The sequence below is a fragment of the Burkholderia sp. SIMBA_062 genome (assembly GCF_046534765.1).
GTDB classification, from domain to species: Bacteria; Pseudomonadota; Gammaproteobacteria; order Burkholderiales; family Burkholderiaceae; genus Burkholderia; species Burkholderia ambifaria.
Genome location: NZ_JAWRYD010000034.1, coordinates 49626 through 75583 on the forward strand (window position 1 = coordinate 49626; position 25958 = coordinate 75583).

Genomic DNA, 25958 nt, shown 5'->3' on the forward strand with positions numbered 1-25958 from the left:
GTGACGTTACGCGCCGAGTTCCGAGTGGTCGCCGTGCGACTTCGCGGTGTCGACGCTGGCGTCGTCCTGCTGCGGCGCGCCCTTCGGCACGGCGGCACCCTTCGCGGCGATCGGCTGCGCGGCGTCCAGCGTCGCGTGCACGCGCTTCGCGCCCCCTGCGGCTGCCGTCGCGGACGCGGTCACGATCGGCTTCGACGGCTGGGCCGGCGCATTGATCGGCACGCTGCGGCCATGCGCGACGTCGCGCAGGCGGGCGCGCTCGGCCATGACCTTCGAGCCGTAAGCGGTGTCGTCCGGGTTCGTCGAGCCGTTGTACATGCGCAGGCCGTTCGCGAGCGAGCCGCCGCGGGCGATACAGTCCTTCAGCACCAGCGCGCCGACCTGCAGGTTCGCGAGCGGTTGCAGCGCGGTGTCGGTACCGCCGAAATATTCGAACTTGTCGGAATGGACCTTCGACATGACCTGCATCAGGCCCTGCGCGCCGACGCCGCTTTCCGCGTACGGGTTGAAGCCCGATTCGATCGCCATCACGGACAGCAGCAGCAGCGGATCGAGGCCGACGTCGCGACCGGTCTGGAACGCAGCCTTGACGAGCTGGCCGAGCGGCTCCTGCGCGACCCGGTAACGGCGCGACAGGTAGGTGGCGACGAGCGCCTGTTCACGGTTCGACGCGAGCGCACGATCGTCGCGCGCATCGGCCGGAACCCGCTGGGTCGGGATTCGTTTCGCGAGCGCGACGGGCGACGGGCCGTTGCGGGCCGGATCGGACGCATCGTTCTGCGCGGCGGTTTCCGGTGCGACGTCGAGACCGACGGCGAGCGCATCCGTTTCGGGGGCGTCTTCCTGCTGCGGCTGCGCGCCGGCAGGCGCGAAGTTCGGCAGCGGATGACCGGTCAGCAAGCGGGCCGGACCGGCCTGCACGGCCGCGGACACGACCGGCATCAGCTTCGCCGCGATGTTCCCGCGCACGGTCGGCAGCAGCCACAGGGCCAGTGCGATCGCGACAGCGAAACAGCCGACAACGCTGAATAAATGGTGACTGACACGCGTCCCGCGACGCAGCATGTCGCGCACGAATTGCGCATGCTGCTCATTGGGACGCCACGATAACCAAGCGTTCATTCAGATCATCTCCCATGAACATGACTCGTGCGGCTCGCTCAGCTCGATGGCGAGACAGAAAACGCGCCGCGGAATCACGACGCCGCGCGCCTTGGTTGGGACGCGCAAGCATCGGGGAAACGGTATAAGTACCGTTCGAGGCCACGGTGTAAGAGGGCCGGCACCTTCGCACATTGGGCGAGGCGGGCATACGCGGTGGCACCCACGCAAAAAACCAGCGTGTAGTAGCGCTGGCTGGGACTACGACAAAAGCCGTCGAATACGCCGTGCAGGTGTCGGCGGACGGTGACGCGCTGCGTCAAAGATCGGTGATTGGCGGCTCGAAGCCTTTTACCCTGCAGCCAATGTGAGCGGATTCTAGCAGGGTTTTATAGATCGTCAACACTATAAAACATCGAAATTATAACAAAAAGTAATTTTGAATCGCCCTTCAGATCGCGAGCCCCCTGCCGTAGGGGCTCCGCGCGCGGTCGACTTTTTTCACCGCCCGGCGTGCGCGCGGCGGCCCGGGTAAAATCGGCGATCGATTCGGGGCGCAGCCGGCCGCTGCGCCCGCCCATCGCTGCCCGCCTTGCGGGCGGCCCGGACCTTCTTCATGAAATACAAAGACTTACGCGATTTCATCCAGCGCCTCGAGGCGCTCGGCGAACTGCGGCGCGTCACGCAGCCCGTGTCGCCCGTGCTCGAAATGACCGAGCTGTGCGACCGCGTGCTGCGCGCCGGCGGCCCGGCGCTGCTGTTCAACGCGCCGCCCAGCAATGCGTTTCCGGTGCTCGGCAACCTGTTCGGCACGCCACGCCGCGTCGCGCTCGGGATGGGCGTCGATGCGGGCGACGACGCCGCGCTCGGCTCGCTGCGCGACCTCGGACGGCTGCTGTCCGCGCTGAAGGAGCCGGACCCGCCGAAGAGCCTGAAGGACGCCGGCAAGCTGCTGTCGCTCGCGAAGGCCGTGTGGGACATGGCGCCGAAATCGGTGTCGTCGCCGCCGTGCCAGGAGATCGTCTGGGAAGGCGCCGACGTCGATCTGCACAAGCTGCCGATCCAGACCTGCTGGCCCGGCGACGCGGGGCCGCTCGTCACGTGGGGCCTGACGGTCACGCGCGGGCCGAACAAGCCGCGCCAGAACCTCGGCATCTACCGTCAGCAGTTGATCGGCCGCAACAAGCTGATCATGCGCTGGCTCGCGCATCGCGGCGGCGCGCTGGACTTCCGCGAATTCGCGCTGCAGAACCCGGGCAAGCCGTATCCGGTCGCGGTCGTGCTGGGCGCGGATCCGGCCACGACGCTCGGCGCGGTGACGCCCGTGCCCGATTCGCTGTCCGAGTACCAGTTCGCCGGCCTGCTGCGCGGCAGCCGCACCGAACTCGCGAAGTGCCTGACGCCCGGCGTCGACACGCTGCAGGTGCCCGCTCGCGCGGAGATCGTCCTCGAAGGCTTCATTCATCCGCAGCAAGGCACACCCGCCCCTGCGCCGGCCGGCGCACCGCCGCGTCCGGCCGGCAACGCGTCCGCCGCGTACGAGCACGCGCTCGAAGGCCCGTACGGCGACCACACCGGCTACTACAACGAGCAGGAGTGGTTTCCGGTGTTCACCGTCGAGCGCATCACGATGCGCCGCGACGCGATCTATCACTCGACCTACACCGGCAAGCCGCCCGACGAGCCGGCCGTGCTCGGCGTCGCGCTCAACGAGGTGTTCGTGCCGCTGCTGCAGAAGCAGTTCACCGAGATCACCGACTTCTACCTGCCGCCGGAAGGCTGCAGCTACCGGATGGCCATCGTCCAGATGAAGAAGAGCTACGCGGGCCATGCGAAGCGCGTGATGTTCGGCGTGTGGAGCTTCCTGCGGCAGTTCATGTATACGAAGTTCATCGTGGTCGTCGACGAGGACGTGAACATCCGCGACTGGAACGAGGTGATCTGGGCGATCACGACGCGCGTCGACCCCGTGCGCGACACCGTGATGGTCGACAGCACGCCGATCGACTATCTCGATTTCGCGTCGCCTGTCGCGGGCCTCGGCTCGAAGATGGGGCTCGACGCGACCAACAAGTGGCCCGGCGAGACGAATCGCGAATGGGGCCGCCCGATCGAGATGGACGCGGCCGTGAAGGCGCGCGTCGATCGCCTCTGGCAGGAGATCGGACTCTAAGTCCGCACGTTGAACGTATCCGGCAAGAACGACGATGAGCTTCGCCCCCGCCTCGATGATGTCCGACGGATTCTTCCTGTCGCTATCGCTGTGTCTCGACATCGGCCTCGTCAACGTCGCGATGCTGTCGCTGACGCTGTCGCACGGCTTCCGGCCGGGCTTCTGGCTCGGCGTCGGCTCGTGCGTCGGCGATCTCGTCTACGCGGCGCTCGCGCTCGCGGGCATGGCCGTGCTGCTGCAGTTCGAGGCCGTGCGCTGGATCGTCTGGATCGGCGGCGGCGCGGTGCTGCTGTTCCTCACATGGAAGATGGCGCGTGAAGCGCTCGCGCCCGCCGGCGGCGCCGACGCAGGCGACGCCAACGACACGCCGCAGCCGCGGGCCAGCGCGCGGCGCAGCTTCGTGCGCGGGATGCTGCTCGCGATGTCGTCGCCGAGCGCGATCCTGTGGTTCGCGGCGGTCGGCGGCGCGCTGATCGCGAAAGCCGGTGCGACCACGCCGGCGACGGCGTCGGTGTTCCTGTCCGGCTTTTTCCTCGGTGGCCTCGCGTGGACCCTCTTCATGTGCACGCTCGCGAGCCAGGGCCGCAAGCGCGCGGGCGCCGGGCTGATGCGCGCGTGCCATGTCGCGTCGGCACTGCTGTTCGCGTATTTCTCGTACAGCGTGATCGTGGGCGGCTATCGCGACCTGATCGTCCACGCGGTGTGACCGCCGCGCGCCGGCCACTCGCCTGGCCGCGCGTCAAATGAAAAACGGCGCAACGCCCCGCGAGGGACGTTGCGCCGTTTTGCCGCGTGCGCTCAGGTGGCCGCGCGGACTATTGCATCAACGACGCCAATAACCATGGTGACCCCAGCCACCATAACCGTGACGCCAGTACGGACGACCGTAGTAGCCACCGACGACCACGGGGGGCGGTGCATAGTATGCGGGCGCCGGTGCGTAATACACCGGCGGGGGTGGCGGCGCGTAATACACAGGCGGCGGCGCTGCATACACCGGATATGCCGGTGCGACCGGGACGCCAATGCCGACCCCGATCGACACGTGGGCCTGCGCGGCGCTTGCGGCACCCAGGCCCAGCGCGGCGGCGGCGATGAACGGAATGAGCTTTTTCACTTCGATTCTCCTGCTGGAGCGGTAATTTGTGCGCCCCTGTCGGCAACGGCGGGCATGCACGTCGCATGGAAGCAATGTAGCGAAAACCCGCTTCTCGTGTATTGCGCATTTGTTGCAAATTGCAATTCAACGCGGGTGCAGCCAGCGTGCGGCCGCGCTGCGCAAACCTGCGGGTCCCCTTGCGGGTCGCGCGATTCCGTCCGACCAGTGAAATCGCGACACGCTGTCCGGTCAGTCTTACCGGATCCGGTAAGCGCGGCCGGCGCGCTTCCGTAATGAACGATTACAAATTCGAGACAAGACGCCGACAATTCAAGAGCGACGCGGGCCTGGGGCGATTTGGGGCCGGATGCGACGGTCGTCATCGAGGGGAGAAAACAACCGCGGCCCGCATTGACCGGTCGCCCGCATCGAACATCGGCGTCCAGATCGTCCCGCCCCGGCGCCGCCCGTCTGCGCCCGGCCCGTCATTCCTGCGATACTGGCGGCTGCTCCGTTTTCGCTTCGTGCCCCGTCATGTCTCTCCCCGACACTCCCCGCCTCGGCTTCATCGGCGCCGGCCGCCTTGCGCGCTGCGTCGCCCTGCGCTTCGCGGCGGCCGGCTTTCCGGTCGTCGCGATCGCGAGCCGCACGGCGGCATCGGCCGCGGCACTCGCCGCGCGCATCGACGGCTGCCGGGCGGTCGACACGCCGCAGCAGGTGGTCGACGCCGCCGACCTGATCTTCCTGACCGTCCCCGACGACCATCTCGCGTCGACCGCCGCGGCGCTGCGGTTCGACGCGGCACGCGCGGCGGGCCAGGCGCTCGTCCACTGCAGCGGCGCGTCGGCGGTCGAGTTGCTCGATCCGGCAAGACGGCAAGGCGCGGCCACCGGCGGCTTCCATCCGCTCTACCTGTTCGGCGGCACGGACGCCGATCTCGCCCGCATCGACGGCTGCTCGGTCACGCTCGAAGCCGACGGCGCGCTGCACGCAACCCTGCTGCGGCTTGCTGCCGCACTCGGCTGCCATCCGCTGTCGATTCCGGCCGGCGGCCGGATGCTCTATCACGCGGCCGCGCATTACGCGGCGAGCTTCGCGCTGTGCGGGCTGTCGGAAGCCGTCGAGCTATGGCGCGGCCTCGGCTTCGACGAGGCCGCCGCGCTGCGCGCGCTGCTGCCGATGCTCGCCGGCACGATCGAGACCGCACGCGACAAGGGCCTCGCGAACGCACTCGCGGGCCCGGTGTCGCGCGGCGACACCGGCATCGTCGAGCGCCAGCTCGCGCTGCTCGAGGCGCGCGGCGGTGATCACGCGACGCTGTATGCGCTGATGACCCGCCGCGCGGTCGCGCTCGCGGCGAAGCGCGCCGCGCCGCCGGCCGCGCTGCCGGCGCTCGCGCAGGCCGTCGAAACGTCGCTCGCGCGCACGACCGGGCACCCCTCCCCGCCGCACGACGAGGCGTGATAAGGTGTCGGCCGATGCGCCGCCATCCGGCGTTGGCGGCCGCACGCTACTCGACTGTAAAAAAAGGATGCCAACGATGTTCGGCGAGATCGCCCGTTTTCTGCTCAATACCCTCTTCACGCTGTTCGGCGCGGCGCTGATCCTGCGCGTCTGGATGCAGGCCGTCCGCGTGCCGCCGTACAACCCCGTCACGCAGGCCGTGCTGCAGGCGACCAACTGGCTCGTGCTGCCGCTGCGCCACGTGATCGCGGGCGTGCGCGGCATCGACTGGGCGAGCGTCGTCGCCGCGCTGCTCACCGCGCTCGTCTATGTGGTGCTGATGGTCGTGATGGCCGGCTTCGATCCGGCCTCGGTGATCGCGACGCTCGTCGTGGTGGCGCTGCTCACCGTCGTGAAGTGGGCGCTCAATCTCGTGATCTGGATGACGATCCTGATGGCTCTGCTGTCGTGGCTCAATCCGCGCTCGCCGGCCATGCCGATTCTCTACCAGCTCACCGCGCCGTTCCTGAACCCGCTGCGCCGCGTGATCCCGAACCTCGGCGGCATCGACCTGTCGCCGATCCTGCTGTTCGTGATCGTGCAGGTGCTGCTGATGGTCGTCACGCGCGCCGCCGTGTCGCTGACGATGTTCGGCATCTGACGCGCGGCGCTACGCTGCCGGCCCCTGCGCCGGCGGCGCCGCGAGCGTGTCGATCACGCCGAAGCGCGCCGGCATCATCGCGTAGCACACGCGCACCTTCTCGCGCGACAGCCGCTCGAGCAACCGCTGCGCCTCGTCCTCGGTGGCGATGAATTCGACCTCGATCGCAAGCGACCCCTGCAGTTCGAAAAAGCGGTCCTCGTGCAGCACGCGATGCCGGCCGAAGCCGGCCATCGCACGGAACGCGGAACCGCCCGCGACGCCCATCCGGTTTCCTTCCTCCAGCAACCACTCCCATAGCGGCTTCCAGTGCAGCCGGTGCTGCTCGTGCACATAGAAGCGCAAGAAGACCCTGTCCATCGCACCCTCCTGGTGCCGGCGCGCTCAGGCCGCCGCGAACCACGCGCGCGCGGTCCACATGCCGAGCGCCGTCAGCGTGAACGATCCAGTCAAGTGTAGGGCAGCCACCGCGATCGCCCATCCGAATTCGCCCTGCACCGCGTGCGTCATCACTTCGACCGAATAGGTCGAGAACGTCGTGAGGCCGCCAAGTAAGCCCGTGATCACGAACAGCCGCCACTCGGGCGGCAGCCCGACGCGCGCGGTAAATACGACGGCGGCCACGCCGATCACGTAGCCGCCGATCAGGTTCGCGGCAAGCGTGCCGAGCGGCACGGCGGGAAAGAATTCGTTCAGTGCAAGGGCCAGGAACCAGCGCAGCAACGCGCCGAGCCCGGCGCCGACGAAGATCGCGACGATCGAATAGAACAAGGGAGCTCCTCGCTGACGAGGCCGCATGGCGGACGCGGCCCACGCCGAACTGTATGCGGAATCGCGCCGCGACGGCAATGCCGCCGGCCGGTCGGCATGCGCGGTGTCGGGCCACGGGCGCCTACGGCAGCGACTATCACGACGTGGCGACCGGATCCAACGGGAATTGCGGCAGCGTCCGCAACGCGGCGGGCGGCTACGACCATGTGACGGGCCTCGGCTCGCCGATCGCGCCGGCGCTCGTCCAGGCGCTCGTCGCGCGGCCGTAACCGCGCGGCAGCCGGCCCGTTCGTCGCGCGGCGCTCAGCCGCCGCGCCATGCGCGGTCGAGCGCGGTCAGCGTCGCGAGCGCGCCGCCCTTCAGCCCGACCACATCCGCGCGGCGCGCATGGGCCTCGCGTGCGTTGATGCGGATCACGTCGGCGCCGAGGCGTTCGCTCAGCAGCCGCACGGTCGGAATCGCGGTGCCCGCGCCGATCTCGACGACGGTCACCCATCCTGCCCGTGCGATCCAGTCCTGCAGCGCCCGCTCCTGCGCGTCGTAGCGTTCGCCGAGCCAGCCATCGTCGCCGAACATCAGGATGTTCGGCCGCGCCACCCCGCCGCAGCGCGGGCAGCGCGGCAGCTCGCCGACCAGCCGGCACGCGGCTGCGTCGACGTCGGGCGTGAACGGCGCGGCGTCCCAGGTGTCGTCCGAGCACGGTCGCAGGCACTGCATCGAATGAATCGACCCGTGGATCTCGGCGACGCGCGCCGGATCGAAACCCGCCTTCTGGAATTGGCCGTCGACATTGCTCGTCAGCACGAAGCCGCCGTTCGGCATCGCGTCCATCCAGCGCCGCAGGATCGCGAAGCCCGCGTGCGGCACCGTGTCCCGATAGAGCGCGAGACGATGCCCATAGAATCCCCAGGCAAGCTGCGGATGCGCGCGGAACGCCTGCGGCGACGCGATTTCGTGGAACTCGAAACGTTCATGGCGCAGCGCCGGATACGCGCGCCAGAAGCCGTCCGTGCCGCGGAAATCGGGCAGCCCCGAATCGACGCCGATGCCGGCGCCGGCCGTCACCAACAGCGCATCGGCGCGCGCGAGCGCGTCGACGGCGGAAGCGACAAGATGCGCCGGCAGTTGCGCGCCAACGGCGCTGGAATCGTCGGGGCCGGGGGAATCCGGTAATTCGGGTGAATCGGAAAGCGGCATGATGGAGCGGTGATGGCGTCGAACGGTGCCGGACGGGCATCGCGCGATCTTACGCCCGTTGGAGCACCGTGACGCGGCATCACGCAGTCGCGATACGCACGCCAGCGGGTTCCCGCAACGCGACGTACTGCAGCAGCATGATCGTTTTCGCGTCGACGATTTCACCGCGCTCGACGGCATCCAGCGCCGCGTGCAGCGGCATCTCGACCACCTCGAGATCCTCGCCTTCTTCCGCGATGCCGCCGCCGTCGCCCGTTCGCAGCGACGCATCGTATTCGCCGACGAAGAAATGCAGCTTCTCGGTCACCGAGCCCGGGCTCATGAACGCCTCGAACACCTTGCGCACGCCGCGCACGCGATAGCCTGTTTCCTCTTCGGCTTCCGCGCGAATGCGTGCGTCGGGCGTCGCGTCGTCGAGCAGGCCGGCCGCGGCTTCGAGCAGCATCCCGTCGTGTCCGTTGACGAACGCCGGCATCCGGAACTGCCGCGTGAGCAGCACGTCGCCCGTCGCAGCGTTGCGCAGCAGGATGGTCGCGCCGTTGCCGCGGTCATAGGTTTCGCGGCTCAGGCGTTGCCACGTGCCATCACGGCGCAGGAAATCGAACGTCACCTTCTTCAGCACATACCAGTCATCGGACAGCACCGTCGTATCGACGATGCGCACGCGGTCCTGCGTTGCGGCCATGGCGGCCTCCCATTCGACATGTGACGGCGCCCATGGTAACGTGCATATTCGTGCAATTTCAAGAAAATTCGTGCAAATCCGATGCTGACGACCCAACGCAAGAAAGCCATCCTCGACGCACTCGCCCGCGACGGCCAGGTACTGGCCATCGAGCTGAGCGGGCGATTCGGCGTGTCCGAGGACACGATCCGCCGCGACCTGCGCGAACTGGCGGCCGAAGGGCTGCTGCAACGCGTGCACGGCGGCGCGCTGCCGGCGTCACCCGCCGTCGCGCCGTTCGCGCAGCGCGAGACGCTCGAAACCGCGGAAAAACGGCGCATCGCCCATCGGGCCGCGCAGATGATCGCGCCCGGTCAGGTCGCGATCGTCGACGGCGGCACGACGTCGGCGCTGCTCGTCAGCCTGTTGCCGCCCGACCTGCGCGCGACGATCGTCACGCACAGCCCGAGCGTCGCCGTCGCGCTGGCCGCGCATCCGTCGATCGATGTGATCCTGATCGGCGGACGGTTGTACAAGCATTCGATCGTCGCGGTGGGCGCCGCGGCGATGGAAGGCATCTCGCGTATCCACGCGGACCTGTACTTCATGGGCGTGACCGGCGTCCATCCGGTCGCGGGGCTGAGCACCGGCGATTTCGAGGAAGCGGCGATCAAGCGTGCACTCGCCGGACGTGCCGGCGAGACGGTCGTCCTTGCTTCGCAATCCAAATTGCGCGCGGCGTCGCAGTTCGTGATCGGCGAGCTTGCGCTCGCGCAAACCATCGTGGTCGAACGGGAAACCGACTCGGCGCTGATCGAGCCGATCGAGGCAGCGGGCGTGACGGTCGTGCGGGCCTAGCCGCTCAGCGGCCCGCTACCGAGCGAAACGCGCGATATGCATCGGCGTGAAGCTCGAAGCCGATGCCGGGCGCCTGCGGCACGGCCGCGCAGCCAGCGTCGAGCGTTTCGCCGTCCGGCAACCCGCTGAACGGGTGGAACGCGAACGGACTGACTTCCGCGCCGCCGAGCCCGAGCGCCGCCACGACGTGCAACGAGAACAGATGACCGCCGTGCGGCCAGAACGCATCGCGCCGCCAGCCGTTCGATACGAAATGATCGACGATCTGCAGGTAACCCGGCAGGCCGTAGCAATGCACCGGATCGAACACGAGGAAGTCGCGGTCCGCTCGCAAGCCGCCGTAGCGTTCGAGCAGCTTCGCTTCCGCGAGCGAGAACAGCGCCTCGCCGGCCGCGACCGGCGATGTGTATTGCGCAGTCAGGTCCGCATGCAGCGGCAGGTCGAGCGGATCGCAGAGATCCTCGAACCACCAGAGCGCGAACGGTGCCAGCATCGCGGCGGCGGCGCGCCCGCTCGCCGCGTCGTACGTGTTCATCGCGTCGACCGCGAGATGCGAGCTGTCGGCAAGACAGGCAGCGGCGGTTTCGATACGTCTTGTGTCGTTGTCGATATCCGGGCCGCCGATCTTGATCTTCGCATGCGTGTAGCCGAGATCGGCGATGCGACGCATCTCGTCCGACAGGCGTGCGAGATCGTCTTGCGGATAACGGTAGCCGCCGCCGGCGTACACGCGCACGCGCCGCGCTGCGTGGCGCGCGAGCCGGCGGGCAAGAAAGCGATGGAGCGGCAGGCCGGCGATCTTCGCGGCGGCATCCCAGATCGCCATGTCGAGCACGCCGACCGCCACGCAGCGTTCACCGTGACCGCCTGGTTTCTCGCCGGCCATCATCGCGCGCCATGCGCGAAACGGATCGAGGTTCGTTGCAGCGTCGTCGGCGATGGTATCCGCGGCGGCAAGCAGCCGCGGCCCGAACCGTTCGCGAATCAGCCCGCCCTGCGCATAGCGGCCGACCGACGCGTAACCGTAACCTGTCACCGGGCGGCCGTCGCGCACGACATCCGTGACGATCGCGACGACGCTCGTCGTCAGGCCGCCCGACGGAATCGCCGGGTCGGTATAACGGGAAACCGGGATCGCTTGCTCGCGAATGTCGGTGATGCGCATGGTCGGGTTCCGGAGGAAACGTTCTGCGTTCGCGGGCCATGCACGTGATGCGGCCGGCGCGCTGGCGGATCGCTGCATCATAGGTGCTCGCGCGATGTCTTGCAGGCTCGCGATCATCACGACGATGCGGCGTCATGCGGCTCCATCGGCATCGTCCGAATCGCTCCGCACGGCATCGGAATACCGACGAATGCTCCGTCACGCGCGATGCGCGTTGCGTGCGTCGAATCCGCGCATCGCGCCGCGCTGGGATTGAATGAGATGGACAACCGACACGAAGCGCGTATGATGAATTTGTCCGAGCACGGGTGGTCGAGTTGCTGGCCGCTCGCCCCGCCATCTTCCTCCTTGCTGCGTCGTGCGTTCATCAGCACGCATCGCTGCCTTTTTCACCCTACCCGTCGCGCCGCGCAGCGGTGATACCGGTCGGAAGTGTTCGTCCACGCGATTTGTCGTGACCGAACCCAGGAGTTCATCATGAGCATGCACCTCTATCGTGGCTTCGAAATCTATCCGCTGATTTATCCGCACGTTCCGTCACAGAACGGCAACCCGCACAACTACGACGGCGGCTTCGACGCGGCCGTGAAGATTTGCCAGCGCGGCACTGCAGACACGGTGACCCGCAGCGAAACATTCCGGCTGCTCGACAACTCGCCGTTCGAATCGGCGGGCGAAGCGCGCCGGGCGTCCCTTCGCTACGCGGAGGAGATCATCGACGGCAATCGCGGCAACGAGCCGCTCTTCGCCAACTCCCACTGACGTATCTTTCGGCGGTAATGCGGTCGAATATCCATTCGGATCACGAAACGATAATCGGCGCGCGCATCGTCTCGATTGCACTGCACGAGATCGCCGAATCCGACGCAGCGCCGCGCAACGGCCTCACCCGTTCGGCGTTGCGTCATCAACCGGCGTCGCAGAGGCTTGCCGCCGCGCGCACACCGTCGATCCGCGCCGGATATTTCGAATGCGATCCGACGAGATGGCGAGTGCCGTCACAACTTCGCTCGACCAGCGTTCCTTCACGCATGATTTGAAAACGTGAGCTGCATGACGACGATCGTCCTGAAGCCCAACGAACCGGTCGATGTCGCGCGCCTGCGCTTTCGGCGACACATCGAGAAGACAGACTTGATCCGCGAGTTGCGCCATCGCACCGGCTACGAAAAGCCAACGACCCAGCGCAAGAAGGCCAGCGCCGTCGCGAGACAGCGCCGTGCGCGCCAAGCGCATGGTGCCGCCTCGCACGCTGTACTAGGAGAACGCCATGTACCAGTCGCCCGTCGAAGCCCCTCCGTTCTTTCCGTTGACGAAATGCGAGGTCGATTTCGATCGACAGAACGATGCGATCACGCTTTTGCCGAGCTTCTACGCGTTTGGTTGCGAGTACACCAGTCGCGGCCTGCTGATCGGCCGCGATGATGCGTTCAAATTGATTGCCGCGATCGAAAAGGCGCTGAGCGTCGAGCAGTAAGTTTCGGCCGGAGTCGTCGAATCGCATCGGGCAGCGCCGCGCGGCCGCGTGCTACCGGGCGATCCGGATTCGCACGGCCGCATGAATGCTGATGCAGTTGGGCAAGAATATTTCCGAGCGCGGCGGGCTGCGGATTTGCCGACGCGCGCATCTCGGGCGCGAGTTTCGGCGCGCGTACGGGAGGTCGCCGAGCGCGTATCGTGAGCGTCAGGCGCTCGGCGGGATAGCGGGACCGGCAGAGCGTGCGACCACGCTCGGCGAGTTATTCCCGAACCGGAACGAGTTTTACTGAACCGGAAGCCGCCGGACCGCCATTCCGGCCTAAAGCCCGGTGGAATGAGGCGTCATGCGGGCGTCAGGCGAAGACGAAATACTTGCGCACCGTCTCCACCACTTCCCAGGTCCCTTTCATGCCGGGCTCGATGACGAACACGTCGCCGGCTTTCAGGTGCACCGCCTCCTCGCCTTCCGGCGTGATGATGCAGTAGCCGTCGAGGAAGTGGCAGTACTCCCACTTCTCGTAGTTCACCTCGAACTTGCCCGGCGTGCAGATCCAGGTGCCCATGATCTTGCTGCCGTCCTTGGAGAGGTAGGCGTTGAGGTTCACGGTATGCGGATCTCCGCCGATGCGCTTCCACTTGGTCGCATCGACGACCGGGGTGGGGCAGGTTTTTCGCAGAACGGTGATGAAATCGGACATGTCGGCTCCAGGCTAACGATCGGATGAGAGGTCTGTCACGTTAGTTCGAAAGCCGCACCGGGGCTTGTATGGTTCCGACACCGACTCGTCTATTTTCGACACCGGCTTGCGTGCCGTGGCGCCGCGGGGGGAGTTTCGCGTCCACCTCGCCTAACTCGAATCCTGGGATGTCTTCGAGACGCATCAGCAGATTTTCTGTGAAATCTGCTCGCGAAAGCTCGTCGCCAAAATCTTCACGCACCGCAGCACCCGGATCGCATATCTGGTCGATGGTCAGTGGCGGGAAATCGTTGTGGTGTTGAGTGTCGTCCATGCGACGACTATCCCCGCGATATAGGCGATCCCACAACGGCCAAGCAACCCACAGATCGAGAGTTCCCCTTCCCAATAACCGGCGCTATCTCGACCTCAGCAAGGGGACCGAGGGCACGTATGGGAGTTCGATCGTCACCGCCGGTCCCTCCATGAACAACGGACGGAGGCACTCGTGGAGGTGGATAGAGCGGGAAACAAATCCTCAGGCACTTCATGACCAAGTCACTAGGCGCCATTACCTCTTGTCTCAACCGCTATTCAATTGTCCGGCTGAGGATCTGAATAGTGCCAAATGACCATCCCCCATGCTGTGCGCTGCGGCCCCGGCATAGACGTTCCGGCTTCGACATAAACCGAATCTTTCACGGCCGGGCTTTGCCAGTAACCGGTGCGCGGACAAGGCTCTCCGGGCAGAACCCGTAGCCTCGGTTGCGCGACAGGCTTGGGGAAGTAAGTTTCCTCCTCCGCCGGAATGCTGCCATCCCGGTAACGCTTGTCTTCCCACAGCAGCCGCCAGCGCACCACATGTTCGTCGTTGGTACCTTCCAACAGGTACTTATGGGCAATACTGCCTTTGAGGAAGTAGCTCGGACAGCCCACCTTGCCGGCCGGAAACCATGGCTCCCAGATACCCTCGACAGGAATCTCCTGATCGCTGTAAACCTCGCCGGCCCCAGATTCATTCTTGGGGGGACAGGGGGGGAGTTCTGCAGGATAGCTGCGACCAGGAGGCCAATACCGCCATGCAGGAAATAGCGGATCTTGAAACAACGATTCGTACGTCCAATGCTTGAAGACACGAGTACCGCCATTGGGACGCTTGCCATAGGTAAGGTATTCGGAAAAATCGAGCCCGACAGTGCACTTGAGCGCCTGACAACTCAACTCTTCAATCCACGCCCCTTCCGCATACCCCGTTGCATATTCGAAATCCGAAAATTTCGTATCCCTCACGCCAAGCGCGTGGAAAAACGGGTCATATGTTCGACCGACCTCGTGCGCACTCCGCCCGAACAACAGCTCGCCCCCCTTCTCGCTACCCGTTATGAGCGCGTCGTAAGCCGATCGCTTGTCGGCACCTTGTCGCAATGTCTCAATGCCTTGATCCATCCTCACCAACGCATTCAGGAAATCGCTGACATACGCTGCCTCCAATTCCTCCTGATTTGGGCTCGGCGTGTCCAATTGCTTGGCGTACGCGTGAAGGAAATCCCTGAACAGACTAACCGCATGATCCAGGAACGTAACGCTTGTCCATTTCTTGAGCAGGTAAAACGCTTTGGCGCGTGCATCCAGCTCCTGCTCAGGAGTCATGGTCAGAGTATTCAGCATCATTGGTTCTGTTCTTCCGTCGATTGTTTTCCGACAGCGGCGACGGCTCGCCGCGCATAACCTTCCTGTCTGATCTTGGCCGATCGTTCGCGCTCTGCCAGGAAGAGTGCCCGAGCTTCTGCTTGATCGGGCAGCTTCAAGTCGGTCCAATTCGTCCGCTGCGCCTTGACCTGCGTTTTTATCCACTCTGCCACAGGAGCGTTGGACGGATGCTTAAAGTCCACGAAAAACTGAAGATCGCCTCCGACCAGCAAGCGCATGGTCGCCTCCGCTCCCTCATCGTCCCATTGCTCGGCAATGCGCCCTTCCCATAGGCGCATCCCATCCCAATCAGCAGGTACTTTGATACCGAGCTTTTCCATGGCTTCGCGCGTTGGCACCTTCATCTTCGCATAGCTGCCATTCATGCTCCAAGCATGCTTGATCGCGCTCCGGATACGCCACCAGAATCCGTTTGGAGCAAGTTTATCAGCCCAGAACTTGCCGGCGATCGTCCACGGGTTATCCAATCTTCGGCTATCGACAACACGTATCATCACCTCGCCTGGCGTCCGTGTAATCGCTTTGATAGGCGTCTTTACACTGAAGGTGCCAATCGCGTCGCCCACCCTGAACTCCCTGAGGTCCGGCCATCCGTCCTTGTGTACATAGTCCTCCTTGGCCATCGGCTTATGCCCCAGGCTCTTCGTCTCCTCGGCCAGATGAGCCAAGCGCGCCTCCTCGGTCATCGTCCGAGTGGTCCCGCCCCCTACCTTCACATCCGCCCAGGTGCCCTCCACCAGATGGCCTCGCACATGCTCCAGCAAGCGCATCAGATCCTTGATGGCCAGCGCGATTTTCGTTTCCCCCAGCTTGCGCAGTTCCTCCAGCATCGGCAGCAGCTTCCGGATATAACTTGCCACCCGCGCCGGAATAACAGCACCGAGCCGGTTCAGAATGAAATTCAGCGCCTTGCCGATGCGATCCAGCATCATGCCGAAGGCGTTGCTCACGACAAACTGATACTTGCTGAAGTCCAGTTGCCTGAACCACTCCACTGCATTGCCAAACCCAGCCTTGCGGATCAAGGCCAGGATTTCCTGGCATAGCTTGACCAGATCTTCGGATTTGCTGACCGCTCGCATCAACAACTTGCCTATGCCCTTGAGCAAACCTCCGACCACCGGAACGACCGCGACAAGGCAAAGCACGAGCGCCACCCACTCCCACCCGTCGTCCCGAACCTTCGGGTCGTCGCACATGCGAAGCGTGATGGCGATCGCGTCGCGCGCGGCCGTAATTTCTCCGGCGACAGGGAACATGCTAATGACGGCATCGATGATGATGGCGCCCGTATTGCGCTTTTGTGAGAACTCCCCCGCGACGGCGCCGACGACGGTATCGCCGACTGTAGTGGCACCGCTCCACAGATAGTCGCCGACCTCGGATGCCGCCTGGCTGACCCAGCTGCTGCTCATGCCCCGCCTCCTTGCATCCGGTCCAGGGAGGCTTGCATGTCGAATTCATCCCACTGAGTCTTGTAGCTGGGATTTTTGTCGGTAGCCTTGATTTCGTAGGGTCGGCTGTCCTCACCCAACTCGATGCGCCCCGGTCCTTGCGGAGCACCTGTCAGATCAGCCATGCCTTTGCTGTCGACGGTGCCAGAGAAAGTAGCGCCGCTATCGTAGTGGATGGTGAACTTGGCGCCCTGCACGGGCGTGTCGTCGTGGTAATGGTATTGCAGCGCTGCAGCACCGCGGGACGTCGGCGCGGGCGAGAGCGGATAGTCAATCCGCGTCGGCCCGCTGAATGCATGCTGCCCCCCCTTCACATCGATCTTTCCAGGCGCGTGAATCTCGATGTTGCCGCCCTTGAGCCGGATATACGCGCCACCCGAGGTAAGTAGAATCTCCTGCTGCGCCGCCACCTCGATATTCTCGGTGGCCGATAGGACCTTGACCGATTTCTGGGCCGTTATTTCGATATTGTCCGAATGCGCCTGAACCTCCACCTTTCCCTTGGCCGCAAACAGCTTCATCCCGGCGTTTTGCACAAACAGGCTGATCTTCTCCGCCACACTCGCTACCAACGACTTCCCGCTGACGATGAACGTGCTCTGGCCGCTCACCAGATTCGTTTGCTGATCGCTCGACACATGCACGGATGCCTGCGTCGACAGCGCGATACCGGAAGGACTCGCCACCAGCATGATGGGTGTCTTGAACGCATTCACACTCCCGGCACCGCCTCCCGCCGTCCGTCCTCCCGACTGCGAGCCTTGCACACTGCTTTGCGTCGCATCGGTAAACGCCTTCAGCGCGACATGCCCCTCTCCCAGGCTTTCCGCCTGATGCATCTTGCTTACCTGCGACATCGCCTCGATCATGCTCTCGGCATTGACGAGCTGCTGTTGCGCTTCGCGAACGTCGAGCGGCTGACTGTTCGCCGACTTTGGATACGTCGAAACATACAGCCCCTGCGAAGCACGCACGGCGCCGTATGCATCCGTCCTCAGATCGAAACCCGATCCAAGATACGTACCGCGAGTATTGCCGCTTTGATCGACGAGGTAGCCGAGATGCAGCAAACTATTTGCACTGCTGCTCATCAACTGGACACGGTTCTGGCCCGTCGCGTCGTCCATAACCATCTGGTTGTAGCCGCTGCCGCCGTATTCTTTCGAGCGATGGCCAGAAAGGATTCCGTTGCTATGCCAGTGCGGGTTGACCGCACCGTTGTAGACGCGATGCAGCACGATCGGCCGGTCGCAGTCGCCGCCGACATAACCAACGATGACTTCCTCACCGACTCGCGGAATATGCACACCGCCGTAGCCGTCGCCGGTATCCGATTGCGCAACTCTGACCCAGCACGAGGCACCGGCATCTCCCGGGTTCTGCCGGTCCCAGACGAACATCACCTTTACACGGTTCAGTTCGTCGGTATGGACCTCTTCCCCCTGCGGCCCGACGACGATCGCCGTCTCGAGATGCATCTCCGGCTTCAAGTGTTCGAACGGGCTGCGATACGGAACCGTGGTGCGTTGCGCCTCGACTTCGACCAGATAAAAGCCTGCTGAACCGTCATCGTGGTGGACGGACACGCCCGCGTACCCCGCTTTCGCCCGCTCCAGGTCGGATTGCACGCTATGCGGAAAGCTGGTTTCCTGATTCGACAGCGGTAGATTGTTCTCGATGTAGCGCCGGACCTTGATCGCAGCAAACTCTCGCTGCTCGCCGGAGTCGCGATCGTGTTCCGGATGACCCGTCAATCCGAAGCGCAGGCCAGCGTCGATACCCCGCACCCCTCCCATCCCGACGAATCGCTTGGCGCGCGACTCCCATTCTTCCAGATGGATTTTCGAGAGCTGCTCACCCCGGCCCTGCCGTCCATAGGTATAGGCGCCCGTGTACTCGTAGACTTCGGCCCGTTCCGGCAAATTTCCCTGGCCGGCCTTCGTCGGCAACGTCGTTCCGTTCGGACTGTCGGCGGACGACGGCGCCTTGTAGTCGAACGTGCGCGTCGTATGGATCGTGCTTTGCAAAGTCCTCGAACCCGCCCACTGCGTGAACCCATCCGTGTCGCTGCCTGTGCCCGACCTGTTGAATCCGACCGAACTGGGCGACATCTCGTCCAGCGCGTAAATGTCGTCGGTCACGACCAGCGTATGCGACTTGCCGTCCCTGCCTTGGCGCCAGAAGCCGTACAAGCCCTCCTCTTCCATCAGTCGATGGACAAAATTCCAGTCGGTTTCGCTCTGACGGCAGTAAGAACGCGACGGCAGCGGCTTCGACAACGCAAACTGATACTGTCCACGAGCCTGCTGATGCGCGTCGAATATGTCAGCGATGATGCCGTCGGCACTCTTGTCCTGCCAGTACCGCATATCGCGCCGGAATTTGAGGAAATACATCCACGAGGCGATTACAAGTTGATAGCTAGAAAGGCTACCGTCGTGGCCCAGCCTTCGCGCCGTATGGATATAACCGTTGACTGGCAGATAAGACTTGTTCGCCTGCTGAATCCACAGCGTCATCGGTTGAGCGATCAACGCCTTGAGTTCGATGTCGCGTGCCGTGGATACCATGTCGAGCGTGACGCTGAAGTCGCGACCGAGCTCGGAAGAGGTCACGGTCCGGCACGGTATGAGCGCATTGTCCGGCAGCGACGGAATGTCTGTCTTGAGCAAGCGATCTTGTTGAATCAGGCCACCACGAATTGCCTGAGCTAATTCAGTCATGTTCATGCGTTATCCATCTTCTTATTTGTTGCAGGCCCACGGTGGCTCGCGCTCTCACGGGGACGGCTCCCCGGTTATATCGCCGGAATTGTAGCGGGGCCGACAAGTGATGAGAATGTAGCCCGCTGAGGCAGCAATATATCGAGCCGGGAGTTTAAACGCGAATCGCCCAAGAAACGTATTCGACACATCCGTTGGGCCGTTGAAATTCGGCTCCGATGCGACTGCGCGCCGAAGGGATGTGCTTTCAGCTTGGATGGTAGATCCCGTGAATAGCGGGGGCTCACCCGACACTGCCCAGCGACGCCACCGCGCCAGCATCGAGCCATGCCAGTTTCGCTGCCACCGGCCAGAATCCCCCGCTTGCCATCCCCACCCCAACCCCTGTACAATCACCCGTTCTGCGGGCGTCGTATAATGGCCATTACCTCAGCTTCCCAAGCTGATGACGTGGGTTCGATTCCCATCGCCCGCTCCACTTTCGGCTGCACGGCAGCCAGCGCAAGAGCCGCCTCGTCGAAGGCGGCTTTTTTGTACCATGTGCCCGTTCATCCGGCGCACCGCTGCGCGTAACGGGCCCCGCCCCGAACCGAGCCTTTCTCTGTCACCGATGATGCACGACGATCCGAACGAAGCCGGCCTGCCGCCGGACGACGCCGCCCTCCCCGACGAAGCCGCCGACGGGGCCGACGAAGTCAATCCGCTGCACCACCGCCGCATCCGCAGCTTCGTGACGCGCGCCGGCCGCGTGTCGACCGGCCAGCGCCGCGCGCTCGACGAGTTCGGCCCGCGCTTCGTCGTCCCGTACACAGCTGAAATTCCCGACTGGGACGCCGTGTTCGGCCGCAGCGCACCGCGCATCCTGGAAATCGGCTTCGGAATGGGCGCGTCGACCGCGGAAATCGCCGCGCACCGCCCCGGCGACGACTTCCTCGGCGTCGAGGTGCACGAGCCGGGCGTCGGCGCGCTGCTGAAGCTGATCGGCGAGCAGGACCTGCCGAATATCCGCATCATCCAGCACGACGCAGTCGAAGTGCTCGAGCACATGCTCGCGCCGGAAAGCCTCGACGGCGTGCACATCTTCTTCCCGGATCCGTGGCACAAGGCGCGCCACCACAAGCGCCGGCTGATCCAGCCGCCGCTCGTCGCGCACCTCGCGTCGCGCCTGAAGCCCGGCGCGTACCTGCATTGCGCGACCGACTGGCAGAACTACGCGGAACAGATGCTGGAAGTGCTCGGCGCCGAACCGTCGCTCGAAAACACGGCCGCCGACTACGCGCCGCGTCCCGACTACCGCCCCGTCACGAAGTTCGAACGGCGCGGGTTGCGGCTCGGCCACGGCGTGTGGGACCTGGTGTTCCGCAAGCGCGCCGCCTGAATCCCCGCTGCGCGGCGCACCGCACGCTGCGCGCCGCGCAATGAAGAACGGCCCGACCGGCATCTGCCGATCGGGCCGTTCTTCATTGGTAGCGCCCGCGCCTACGCACCAGCATCACGCCCAGTTCAACCACCCGCTGTAACCCACGAGCAGCACGAACAGGCCGAACGCGATCCGGTACCACGCGAATACGGTGAAGTCGTGCGTCGCGACGAAGCGCAACAGCCAGCGCACGCACACGAACGCGCTGACGAACGCGGCAATGAGCCCGAGCGCGAACAGGCCGAGCGAGTCGACCGTGAACGCCTGCCAGTCCTTGACCGTTTCATAGAGCGTCGCGCCGAAGATGATCGGAATCGCGAGGAAGAACGAGAATTCGGTCGCGACGCGCCGGTCGAGGCCGAACAGCATGCCGCCGATGATCGTCGAGCCCGAGCGCGACATGCCCGGCACCAGCGCGAAACATTGCGCGATGCCGACCTTCAGCGCGTCGAGCGGCGTGAGCGCATCGATCGACTGCACGCGCGGCGGCTCGCGGCGTTCGCGCTGCCGCGCCTCGGCCCACAGGATGATCGCGCCGCCGACCACGAGCGCGAAGGCGACCGGCACCGGCGAGAACAGCACGGCCTTGATCTTCTTCTCGAACAGCAGGCCGAGCGCGATCGCGGGAATCGTCGCGATCACGACGTTCAGCGTGAAGCGCTGCGCGTCGGGCCGGCTCGGCAGACCGGACACGATGGACACGATCCGTTGCCGGTATTCCCAGCAAACCGCGAGGATCGCGCCGAACTGGATCACGACGTCGAAGGTCTTCGCGTGCGCATCGTTGAAATTCAGGAAGCTGCCCGCGACGATCAGGTGGCCGGTGCTCGACACCGGGAGGAATTCCGTCAGCCCCTCGACGACGCCGAGGATCAATGCCTTGCAGATCAGGATCCAGTCCATCCGTGGCCCAACTCCGAAGTAGTCGAAAGAGAATGGGCCGCGTCACCGCCGCGGCCCGCCCGGCCGCGCGCGGTACGTCGTCACTTTTCGACGATCGCCACGCGTATGCCGTTTGTAAGAATCGTAATTGTACCGGGTTCGTAGTTCACTCCGGCAAATTGCAGTTGCTCGGGCTTGAACGTGTAGATCGGATAGTTGGTCAGCACCTGCGTCGCGAGCAGGCCGGCGGCCGCGCCGACCTGTTGTGCGTACATCTGCGCGTTGCCGTCGAGCACGAGGCTGTCGACGGCCGGCGCCCGCAACACGACCGAGCGGCTCGGCGCGTCGTACGCCAGTTGGCCCGACACGGTGAACTTGCCGCTCACCGGTTCGCTCAGGAACGGGCTCGCGAAATGCGCGTCGAGCTGCACGGCGACGCGGTTCTGGTCGGGCAGCAGGTTGACGGCCGGATTCGCGAGCGACACGTCGACGACCTGCGCGACGGTCTTCTGGTACGGGAACTTGCGCGCGACGGCTTTCTGCACGTCGCCGCGCGAGAACGTGTAGTGATCGGGGATGAACGGGAACGTCGACGCGCAGGCGGCGAGCGATACCGACACGCCGATGGCGCCGGCGCAGACGGCGAGGAAACGGCGCCGGCCGGGCGTGCAAGATGCGGTCATGCTGGACAATCTCCTGTATCGGGCGAAGCGGCAGTCGGGCCATCGGCCCGGCCGCCGCATCGGGGCCGTGGACCGAAGTTAGTGCTTGCGCACACGCTGCCGGTTCCGTGCGAGAGCCAGTGCACGACCATGCGTCAACGAAAAGCGCCGGTGCCAGGCGACGGCTGGGTCGCGACCTCGAGGCGCGTCAGCCACGCGAGCGCGTCGTCGCGCGACGCACCGCACATCTCGGCGGACGGCTGCAGCCCGGAACAGCACGCGGGACGCTCGGGCCGGCCGAATATCCGGCAGCGCAGGTCGTCGCCGAGCTGCACGCAGCGCACGCCGGCCGGCTTGCCGTCGGGCATCCCCGGAATCGGCGAGGAAATCGACGGCGCGATGCAGCACGCGCCGCACCCCTCGCGGCACGCATGCGGCGGCGGGGCATCGGCGGGCGCCGGACGGACAGGCATTTCGACGGACACTCGGCTCTCTCAAGAACAACAAAAAACGGTGCGGCAACCGGACGCGTCGCGCGGCAGCCCACCGCGCATTGTGCCACCGCCGCCTGCGACGTTATTACACAATGCAGCCGAAACGCGCGTTTATATACTCGAACGCATCTGAAAAGCGCGAGGCCGCCATGAGTTCCGGTTCTGCCGACACGATGTTCCGTCCCGATTTGCTCGCGAAGTACGGCGCAAACGGGCCGCGCTATACGTCCTACCCTACCGCGCTGCAGTTCCGCGACGATTTCGACCCGGCCGACTACCTGCGTGCCGCGCGCGATCCGGGCGCGTCGTCGAGCGATCTGTCGCTGTACTTCCATATCCCGTTCTGCAACACGGCCTGCTTCTATTGCGGCTGCAACAAGATCGCGACCAACAACCATCGCCGCGCGCGCCCGTATCTCGAGCAACTGAAACGCGAGGTGGCGCTGCAGGCCGCGCTGTTCGATCCGGCGCGCCCGGTCACGCAGCTGCACTGGGGCGGCGGCACGCCGACCTTCCTGTCCGACGCCGAAATGGCCGAACTGATGGCGGCCACCCGCGATTATTTCGCGCTCGCGCCGGACACCGACGCCGAGTTCTCGATCGAGATCGACCCGCGCACGGTCACGCCCGCGCGGCTCGTCCACCTGCGCAACATCGGCTTCAACCGGCTGAGCCTGGGCGTGCAGGATTTCGATCCGGTCGTGCAGCAGGCGATCAACCGAATCCAGCCGCTCGCGATGACGGCCGACCTGTTGTCCGCCGCGCGCACGACGGGCTTCCATTCGGTGAGCGTCGACCTGATCTACGGGCTGCCGCACCAGACGGTCGCCGTGTTCGCGCGCACGCTCGAGACGATCATCGAACTCGCGCCGGACCGCCTGTCCGTATTCGGCTACGCGCACATGCCGCACCTGTTCAAGATGCAGCGGCAGATCGACGATACAACGCTGCCGCCGCCCGAAACACGCATCGCACTGCTCGGCCTCGCGATCGACATGCTAACGTCGGCCGGCTACGTGTACATCGGGATGGATCACTTCGCGCGACCATCCGACGAACTCGTGCGCGCGCAGCGCAACGGCACGCTGCAGCGCAATTTCCAGGGCTACAGCACGCGCGCGGATACCGACCTGATCGGTTTCGGTGTGTCGTCGATCGGCAAGGTCGGCGACGTCTACGCGCAGAACGCGAAGGATCTGCCGGCCTATGGCGCCGCGCTCGACGCGGGCCGGCTTCCGATCGCGCGCGGCGTGCGGCTCACGGCCGACGACCGGCTGCGCCGCGACGTGATCACGCAGCTGATGTGCAACCTCGAATTGCCGTTCTCGCATATCGAGGCGGCGCACGGGATCCGCTTCGCCGATCACTTCGCGCGCGAGCTCGACGCGCTGCGCGGGTTCGAGCAGGACGGGCTGCTGACGATTGCCGGCGACCGCCTGACGATTCAGCCGGCCGGCCGGATGGTCGTGCGCAATATCGCGATGGCGTTCGACGCCTACCTCCGCCGGACGCCGCGCCAGCGCTACTCGCGCACCGTCTGACGCCGCTCGGCCGCATGCGGGCGGCCGGTTTGATAAAGTAACGGGCTCAACGCCTTGCAAGAACCCGCACGATGCGCACCACCAAAGCGACCCACGCGGTCGAACGCCTGAAGGCCCGGTCCGGCAACCCGCAGTTCGCGGCCGTCGCGATGGCGGGCGGCCTGTTCTATCTGGTCGACCGCTCGAGCGGCACCGCGGAAAAGCGCAGCGAGCCGCTGCCGCTCGACGAGTTCGTCAAGTTCGTCGACCAATTCGGCCCCCAAAAGCCGCGCAAGGCGAGCAAGCTCGACCTCGCGTTCGAAGCGCAGATCAAGAAGAGCAAGGGGTAAAGGTCTGTTGCAGGCCGTCTGAAGGCTTCGCCGCCGCCCCCTTTGGTACAATCACGAAGTTTCTCTATCCCCGCTGATGGCCGACCTGGCTGCGTGACCACACCATGAATATCGAAAACGCGCGTTTCAACATGATCGAACAACAGATCCGGCCGTGGGACGTGCTGGATCTGGACGTCCTGGGCCTGCTGTCGATCGTCAAGCGTGAAAACTACGTGTCGCCCGAACATCGCGATCTCGCGTTCGCCGACCTCGAGCTGCCGCTGCCCGGCGGCCGCGGCAAGATGCTGTTCCCGCGCGTCGAAGCGCGCATGCTGCAGGAACTGGCGGTCAAGAAGCACGAGAACGTGCTCGTGATCGGCGCGGGCTCCGGCTATCTGGCCGCGCTGTTCGCGCATCGCACGCTGCACGTGACGGCCGTCGAGATCGATCCGGCCATCGCGAAGTTCGCGGCCGACAACCTGCGCAACGACGGCGTGACCAACGCGGAAGTCGCGCTCGGCGACGGTTCGCTCGGCTGGCCCGACAAGGCGCCGTACGACGCGATCTGCGTCGCGGGCGGCCTGCCGGTCGTGCCGCAGCAGATGCTCGAACAGCTGAAGATCGGCGGCCGCCTGTCGGCGTTCGTCGGCGGCCGTCCGGTGATGAAGGCGCAGATCATCACGCGCATCGACGACAACCAGTACCGTGTCGCCGACGTGTTCGAGACCTACGTCGACCACCTCGTCAACGCGATCGAACCGTCGCGCTTCAAGTTCTGAGCGGCGGCCCCATGCAGATCCTGACGCCCGCGATGCTCGCGGAATGGCTTCGCGATCCGGCGCGTCCCGCGCCGGTCGTGCTCGACGTGCGCGAACCGTGGGAAATCTCGACCGCGCAGATCGCCGGCAGCGTGTCGATCCCGATGCAGCAGATCCCCGCGCGTAGCGAAGAGCTCGACGACGAAGCCGAAATCGTCTGCGTGTGTCATCACGGCATGCGCAGCGCGCAGGTCGCGATGTTCCTCGAATCGCGCGGCTTCACGAAGCTGTACAACCTGCAGGGCGGCATCGACGCGTGGTCGCGTGACGTCGATCCGTCCGTGCCGCGTTACTGAGTTATCGACGAGTTACCGACCTACCCAGGCGGCGCATCGCGCGCCGCCACGCCGACCGGCCCATCGCCGCCGGTCGCACCGGTCCCCGCCGAACGGGCGCGCTTTGCGCGCCCGTTTGCGTTTCCGCTTCCGTGTTTCACCCTCGTTCCGTTGACTTCGGTGGCCCGGCGCGCGCGCCGTGCACCATTTGCGCCCGCGCGACTGCACCGCAACGGATCGCGCATGCTGCACGACGCGTCATGTGCACCGCCTGCGCCCCTCGAGCCGCCCCGGTCAGGCACGCCCGGCGTGCATCCGCGCGACTGGCACATGCCTTGCGTTACTACGATGCCGGCGCCGCCACGGCGCACGCACATCCA

28 protein-coding genes, 1 tRNA gene and 2 pseudogenes are annotated in these 25958 nt (G+C 65.3%); 16 read left to right on the top strand and 15 right to left on the bottom strand.

What is annotated here, in order from left to right:
* Positions 1 to 6: 6 nt before the first annotated feature.
* Entirely contained in the window at positions 7 to 1122 is a 1116-nt protein-coding gene (locus SB786_RS28775) for a transglycosylase SLT domain-containing protein (protein ID WP_410730429.1), read from the bottom strand.
* A gap of 595 nt (positions 1123 to 1717) precedes the next feature.
* Here SB786_RS28775 and SB786_RS28780 point away from each other — a divergent pair.
* Both SB786_RS28780 and SB786_RS28785 read left to right on the top strand, forming a co-directional pair.
* Positions 1718 to 3274, top strand: coding sequence for a UbiD family decarboxylase (locus tag SB786_RS28780; protein WP_410730430.1), 1557 nt, complete (start codon positions 1718 to 1720; stop codon positions 3272 to 3274).
* Positions 3275 to 3308: 34 nt separating this feature from the next.
* Entirely contained in the window at positions 3309 to 3980 is a 672-nt protein-coding gene (locus SB786_RS28785) for a LysE family translocator (RefSeq protein WP_410730431.1), read from the top strand.
* Between the two features lie 117 nt (positions 3981 to 4097).
* On the opposite strand, the gene SB786_RS28790 is transcribed toward SB786_RS28785, so the two are convergent.
* Positions 4098 to 4391 carry a hypothetical protein gene (locus tag SB786_RS28790; RefSeq protein ID WP_006754959.1) on the bottom strand — a complete coding sequence of 98 codons (294 nt, stop codon included), beginning with the start codon at positions 4389 to 4391 and terminating at the stop codon, positions 4098 to 4100.
* A 516-nt stretch (positions 4392 to 4907) separates the two neighbouring features.
* Here SB786_RS28790 and SB786_RS28795 point away from each other — a divergent pair.
* Positions 4908 to 5837, top strand: coding sequence for a Rossmann-like and DUF2520 domain-containing protein (locus tag SB786_RS28795; RefSeq protein ID WP_410730432.1), 930 nt, complete (start codon positions 4908 to 4910; stop codon positions 5835 to 5837).
* A 76-nt stretch (positions 5838 to 5913) separates the two neighbouring features.
* The gene (locus SB786_RS28800) at positions 5914 to 6477 is read left to right on the top strand and encodes a YggT family protein (RefSeq protein WP_006752080.1); all 564 of its coding nucleotides are present in this window, start codon (positions 5914 to 5916) and stop codon (positions 6475 to 6477) included.
* A 9-nt stretch (positions 6478 to 6486) separates the two neighbouring features.
* On the opposite strand, the gene SB786_RS28805 is transcribed toward SB786_RS28800, so the two are convergent.
* Together SB786_RS28805 and crcB are read right to left on the bottom strand one after the other, a co-directional pair.
* Positions 6487 to 6837 carry a DUF190 domain-containing protein gene (locus SB786_RS28805; protein WP_410730433.1) on the bottom strand — a complete coding sequence of 117 codons (351 nt, stop codon included), beginning with the start codon at positions 6835 to 6837 and terminating at the stop codon, positions 6487 to 6489.
* A gap of 24 nt (positions 6838 to 6861) precedes the next feature.
* Positions 6862 to 7248, bottom strand: a complete 387-nt coding sequence (gene crcB / locus SB786_RS28810; RefSeq protein ID WP_410730434.1) for a fluoride efflux transporter CrcB — start codon at positions 7246 to 7248, stop codon at positions 6862 to 6864.
* A 119-nt stretch (positions 7249 to 7367) separates the two neighbouring features.
* On the opposite strand from crcB, the pseudogene SB786_RS28815 reads away from it, so the two are divergent.
* Positions 7368 to 7517, top strand: a pseudogene (locus tag SB786_RS28815) (peptidase S8/S53 subtilisin kexin sedolisin); the annotation flags it as partial.
* A gap of 34 nt (positions 7518 to 7551) precedes the next feature.
* Here SB786_RS28815 and SB786_RS28820 read toward each other — a convergent pair.
* Together SB786_RS28820 and SB786_RS28825 are read right to left on the bottom strand one after the other, a co-directional pair.
* Positions 7552 to 8445, bottom strand: a complete 894-nt coding sequence (locus SB786_RS28820; RefSeq protein ID WP_410730435.1) for an SIR2 family NAD-dependent protein deacylase — start codon at positions 8443 to 8445, stop codon at positions 7552 to 7554.
* A gap of 79 nt (positions 8446 to 8524) precedes the next feature.
* Positions 8525 to 9130 (bottom strand): NUDIX domain-containing protein, encoded by a 606-nt coding sequence (locus tag SB786_RS28825; RefSeq protein WP_126227299.1) that lies wholly within the window; start codon positions 9128 to 9130, stop codon positions 8525 to 8527.
* A gap of 81 nt (positions 9131 to 9211) precedes the next feature.
* On the opposite strand from SB786_RS28825, the gene SB786_RS28830 reads away from it, so the two are divergent.
* Complete coding sequence (locus tag SB786_RS28830; protein WP_410730436.1) at positions 9212 to 9967, top strand: DeoR/GlpR family DNA-binding transcription regulator; 756 nt, start codon at positions 9212 to 9214, stop codon at positions 9965 to 9967.
* A gap of 4 nt (positions 9968 to 9971) precedes the next feature.
* Here SB786_RS28830 and SB786_RS28835 read toward each other — a convergent pair whose 3' ends face one another.
* Complete coding sequence (locus SB786_RS28835) at positions 9972 to 11132, bottom strand: enolase C-terminal domain-like protein (protein WP_410730437.1); 1161 nt, start codon at positions 11130 to 11132, stop codon at positions 9972 to 9974.
* A gap of 477 nt (positions 11133 to 11609) precedes the next feature.
* Here SB786_RS28835 and SB786_RS28840 point away from each other — a divergent pair, with 477 nt between their 5' ends.
* The 4 genes and pseudogenes from SB786_RS28840 to SB786_RS28855 all read left to right on the top strand — a co-directional run bounded on the left by SB786_RS28840 (position 11610) and on the right by SB786_RS28855 (position 12609).
* The gene (locus SB786_RS28840) at positions 11610 to 11894 is read left to right on the top strand and encodes a hypothetical protein (RefSeq protein ID WP_410730459.1); all 285 of its coding nucleotides are present in this window, start codon (positions 11610 to 11612) and stop codon (positions 11892 to 11894) included.
* A 17-nt stretch (positions 11895 to 11911) separates the two neighbouring features.
* Complete coding sequence (locus SB786_RS28845; RefSeq protein ID WP_410730438.1) at positions 11912 to 12172, top strand: hypothetical protein; 261 nt, start codon at positions 11912 to 11914, stop codon at positions 12170 to 12172.
* A 13-nt stretch (positions 12173 to 12185) separates the two neighbouring features.
* Positions 12186 to 12393 (top strand): annotated as a pseudogene (rpsU, locus tag SB786_RS28850) (30S ribosomal protein S21).
* Positions 12394 to 12402: 9 nt separating this feature from the next.
* Positions 12403 to 12609, top strand: a complete 207-nt coding sequence (locus SB786_RS28855) for a hypothetical protein (RefSeq protein WP_410730439.1) — start codon at positions 12403 to 12405, stop codon at positions 12607 to 12609.
* Between the two features lie 355 nt (positions 12610 to 12964).
* Here SB786_RS28855 and SB786_RS28860 read toward each other — a convergent pair whose 3' ends face one another.
* From SB786_RS28860 to SB786_RS28880, 5 genes are all read right to left on the bottom strand, one after another.
* Complete coding sequence (locus SB786_RS28860; protein ID WP_006758755.1) at positions 12965 to 13309, bottom strand: cupin domain-containing protein; 345 nt, start codon at positions 13307 to 13309, stop codon at positions 12965 to 12967.
* A 40-nt stretch (positions 13310 to 13349) separates the two neighbouring features.
* Positions 13350 to 13622, bottom strand: a complete 273-nt coding sequence (locus tag SB786_RS28865; protein WP_410730440.1) for a hypothetical protein — start codon at positions 13620 to 13622, stop codon at positions 13350 to 13352.
* A 260-nt stretch (positions 13623 to 13882) separates the two neighbouring features.
* The gene (locus tag SB786_RS28870) at positions 13883 to 14959 is read right to left on the bottom strand and encodes an Imm71 family immunity protein (RefSeq protein ID WP_410730441.1); all 1077 of its coding nucleotides are present in this window, start codon (positions 14957 to 14959) and stop codon (positions 13883 to 13885) included.
* Positions 14956 to 16413: a hypothetical protein gene (locus SB786_RS28875; RefSeq protein WP_410730442.1), complete on the bottom strand. Its 1458-nt coding sequence runs from the start codon at positions 16411 to 16413 to the stop codon at positions 14956 to 14958. Before SB786_RS28875 ends, SB786_RS28870 begins: the two co-directional genes overlap by 4 nt.
* Positions 16410 to 19181: a type VI secretion system Vgr family protein gene (locus SB786_RS28880; protein ID WP_410730443.1), complete on the bottom strand. Its 2772-nt coding sequence runs from the start codon at positions 19179 to 19181 to the stop codon at positions 16410 to 16412. The genes SB786_RS28875 and SB786_RS28880 overlap by 4 nt, the downstream gene beginning before the upstream one ends.
* A gap of 397 nt (positions 19182 to 19578) precedes the next feature.
* Between SB786_RS28880 and SB786_RS28885 the strand changes: the two genes are divergently transcribed.
* Both SB786_RS28885 and trmB read left to right on the top strand, forming a co-directional pair.
* A tRNA-Gly gene (locus tag SB786_RS28885) sits at positions 19579 to 19653 on the top strand.
* Between the two features lie 132 nt (positions 19654 to 19785).
* Positions 19786 to 20553 carry a tRNA (guanosine(46)-N7)-methyltransferase TrmB gene (gene trmB, locus SB786_RS28890; RefSeq protein ID WP_166724998.1) on the top strand — a complete coding sequence of 256 codons (768 nt, stop codon included), beginning with the start codon at positions 19786 to 19788 and terminating at the stop codon, positions 20551 to 20553.
* Between the two features lie 114 nt (positions 20554 to 20667).
* Here the strand turns inward: trmB and SB786_RS28895 are convergent, their stop codons facing one another.
* From SB786_RS28895 to SB786_RS28905, 3 genes are all read right to left on the bottom strand, one after another.
* Positions 20668 to 21498, bottom strand: a complete 831-nt coding sequence (locus SB786_RS28895; protein WP_410730444.1) for an undecaprenyl-diphosphate phosphatase — start codon at positions 21496 to 21498, stop codon at positions 20668 to 20670.
* Between the two features lie 80 nt (positions 21499 to 21578).
* Positions 21579 to 22160: a DUF1439 domain-containing protein gene (locus tag SB786_RS28900; RefSeq protein WP_006752097.1), complete on the bottom strand. Its 582-nt coding sequence runs from the start codon at positions 22158 to 22160 to the stop codon at positions 21579 to 21581.
* A 134-nt stretch (positions 22161 to 22294) separates the two neighbouring features.
* Positions 22295 to 22612 carry a YkgJ family cysteine cluster protein gene (locus tag SB786_RS28905; protein ID WP_410730445.1) on the bottom strand — a complete coding sequence of 106 codons (318 nt, stop codon included), beginning with the start codon at positions 22610 to 22612 and terminating at the stop codon, positions 22295 to 22297.
* Between the two features lie 170 nt (positions 22613 to 22782).
* Here SB786_RS28905 and hemN point away from each other — a divergent pair, with 170 nt between their 5' ends.
* From hemN to SB786_RS28925, 4 genes are all read left to right on the top strand, one after another.
* A complete protein-coding gene (hemN, locus tag SB786_RS28910) occupies positions 22783 to 24174 on the top strand; it encodes an oxygen-independent coproporphyrinogen III oxidase (protein ID WP_410730446.1) in 1392 nt (463 codons plus the stop codon).
* A gap of 71 nt (positions 24175 to 24245) precedes the next feature.
* The gene (locus SB786_RS28915; protein WP_410730447.1) at positions 24246 to 24503 is read left to right on the top strand and encodes a hypothetical protein; all 258 of its coding nucleotides are present in this window, start codon (positions 24246 to 24248) and stop codon (positions 24501 to 24503) included.
* A 104-nt stretch (positions 24504 to 24607) separates the two neighbouring features.
* Positions 24608 to 25264, top strand: coding sequence for a protein-L-isoaspartate O-methyltransferase family protein (locus tag SB786_RS28920; RefSeq protein WP_410730448.1), 657 nt, complete (start codon positions 24608 to 24610; stop codon positions 25262 to 25264).
* 11 nt (positions 25265 to 25275) lie between these two features.
* Positions 25276 to 25599, top strand: coding sequence for a rhodanese-like domain-containing protein (locus tag SB786_RS28925; protein WP_006758748.1), 324 nt, complete (start codon positions 25276 to 25278; stop codon positions 25597 to 25599).
* Positions 25600 to 25958 lie beyond the last annotated feature (359 nt).